Here is a 2,483-nt window from a genome sequence, read left to right on the forward strand (position 1 = left end):
GACAAGGGCGCTAAGTTGGGCGGAGTAGACCCGAAACCGGGTGATCTATCCATGAGCAGGTTGAAGCACGGGTAAAACCGTGTGGAGGACCGAACCAGTAACGGCTGAAAACGTTTTGGATGACTTGTGGATAGGGGTGAAAGACCAATCAAACTCGGTGATAGCTGGTTCTCCCCGAAATATATTGAGGTATAGCCTCGGGAAATTGTCTTGCGGAGGTAGAGCACTGACAGGGCTAGGGGTCTCACCAGATTACCAAACCCTTTCAAACTCCGAATGCCGCCAAGATGTACCCCGGGAGTCAGACGGCGGGTGCGAAGGTCCGTCGTCAAAAGGGAAACAGCCCAGATCGACAGCTAAGGTCTCCAAATCCATGCTCAGTGGTCAAGGTGGTGGAGTTGTTCAGACAGCCAGGACGTTGGCTTAGAAGCAGCCATCGTTTAAAGAAAGCGTAATAGCTCACTGGTCTAATGACTCTGCGCCGAAAATGTAACGGGGCTAAGCATGGTACCGAAGCTTCGGGATCGCTCAGGCGATCGGTAGGGGAGCGTTCCCTGCGGGCAGAAGGTGTGCCGGAAGGCATGCTGGACTGCAGGGAAGTGATTATGCTGACATGAGTAACGATAAAACAGGTGAAAAACCTGTTCGCCGTAAACCCAAGGTTTCCTGGGTAAAGGTAATCTTCCCAGGGTTAGTCGGTCCCTAAGGCGAGGGCGAAAGCCGTAGCCGATGGAAAACGGGTTAATATTCCCGTACTTGCGCGAGTGTGCGATGGAGGGACGCAGGAAGGTAGGCAGGCCGGCTGTTGGCTTAGCCGGTGCAAGCAGGTAGGCTTGAGGGTAGGCAAATCCGCCCTCTTCAAGGCCGAGACGCGAGTCCGTGACCGCAAGGTCTGAAGCTGTTGAGCCTCTACTGCCTAGAAAAGCTCCTAAGTTTAGCGCGTGCGAACCGTACCGGAAACCAACACAGGTGGGTGGGGTGAATAACCCAAGGCGCTCGAGAGAACTCTGGCCAAGGAACTCGGCAAAATAACCCCGTAACTTCGGAAGAAGGGGTGCTCTTATGGGTGAAGGATTTACTCTCTAAGCCCACGAGAGCCGCAGAGAAATGAGGGTGGCGACTGTTTACTAAAAACATAGGTCTCTGCTAAGTCGCAAGACGACGTATAGGGACTGACGCCTGCCCGGTGCCGGAAGGTTAAGAGGAGAGGTCAGCGCAAGCGAAGCTTTGAATCGAAGCCCCGGTAAACGGCGGCCGTAACTATAACGGTCCTAAGGTAGCGAAATTCCTTGTCGGGTAAGTTCCGACCTGCACGAATGGCGTAACGATCTCCCTACTGTCTCGGCCAGAGACTCGGTGAAATTGAAGTCGCGGTGAAAATGCCGTGTACCCGCAGAAAGACGGAAAGACCCTGTGCACCTTTACTATAGCTTGACATTGGGTTTTGGGCTTGCATGTGTAGGATAGGTGGGAGGCTGTGAACCCTGTACGCCAGTATGGGGGGAGCCAACCTTGAAATACCACCCTTGCAAGTCTAAGGCTCTAATCCATGCCCGTTACCCGGGGTGGAGACAGTGTCTGGTGGGTAGTTTGACTGGGGCGGTCGCCTCCCAAACAATAACGGAGGCACGCAAAGGTTCCCTCAGCCTGATCGGAAACCAGGCGTCGAGTGCAAACGCATAAGGGAGCTTGACTGCAAGACAGACATGTCGAGCAGGGACGAAAGTCGGCGTTAGTGATCCGGTGGTTCCGCATGGAAGGGCCATCGCTCATTGGATAAAAGGTACGCCGGGGATAACAGGCTGATCGCGCCCAAGAGTTCATATCGACGGCGCGGTTTGGCACCTCGATGTCGGCTCATCACATCCTGGGGCTGAAGCAGGTCCCAAGGGTACGGCTGTTCGCCGTTTAAAGTGGTACGCGAGCTGGGTTTAAAACGTCGTGAGACAGTTTGGTCCCTATCTTCTGTGGGCGTAGGAGACTTGAGAGGGCCTGTCCCTAGTACGAGAGGACCGGGATGGACGCACCCCTGGTGGTCCTGTTGTCACGCCAGTGGCACAGCAGGGTAGCTATGTGCGGAAGGGATAACCGCTGAAAGCATCTAAGCGGGAAGCCTGCCTCAAGATAAGGTCTCCCTCTCTTCGGAGCTGAAGGGCCCGGGTAGACAACCCGGTTGATAGGCTGGAGGTATACATGCGGTGACGCATTCAGCTGACCAGTACTAATAGCCCGTGCGCCTTGTTTTCTTCTCTACACTTCCTTTCCACCCTGTTTGATTACATCTTTCGGTCCCGGACGATGTGGCGGCGCACAATAGCCAGCCTTCCCGGACGGTGACCAGAAATTTGTGCTGGTGTCCATGGAGGAGGGGGTACACCCGATCCCATTCCGAACTCGGAAGTTAAGCCCTCCATCGCCGATGATACTGCGTACTCTTGCGTGGGAAAGTAGGCCGATGCCAGCACTTATTCTCAAAGGGATGC

General features: G+C 54.8%; 2 rRNA genes (1 of these 2 cut by a window edge). Both read left to right on the plus strand.

Features of this window, described 5'->3' with window-relative positions:
• Nucleotides 1–2,246: ribosomal RNA gene (locus FVW20_RS07465) — 23S ribosomal RNA — on the plus strand; it begins 682 nt to the left of the window's first position.
• Between the two features lie 103 nt (nt 2,247–2,349).
• A 5S ribosomal RNA gene (rrf, locus tag FVW20_RS07470) occupies nt 2,350–2,464 on the plus strand.
• Nucleotides 2,465–2,483 lie beyond the last annotated feature (19 nt).

The sequence above is a fragment of the Nitratidesulfovibrio oxamicus genome (assembly GCF_015731765.1).
Classification (GTDB): Bacteria; Desulfobacterota; Desulfovibrionia; order Desulfovibrionales; family Desulfovibrionaceae; genus Cupidesulfovibrio; species Cupidesulfovibrio oxamicus.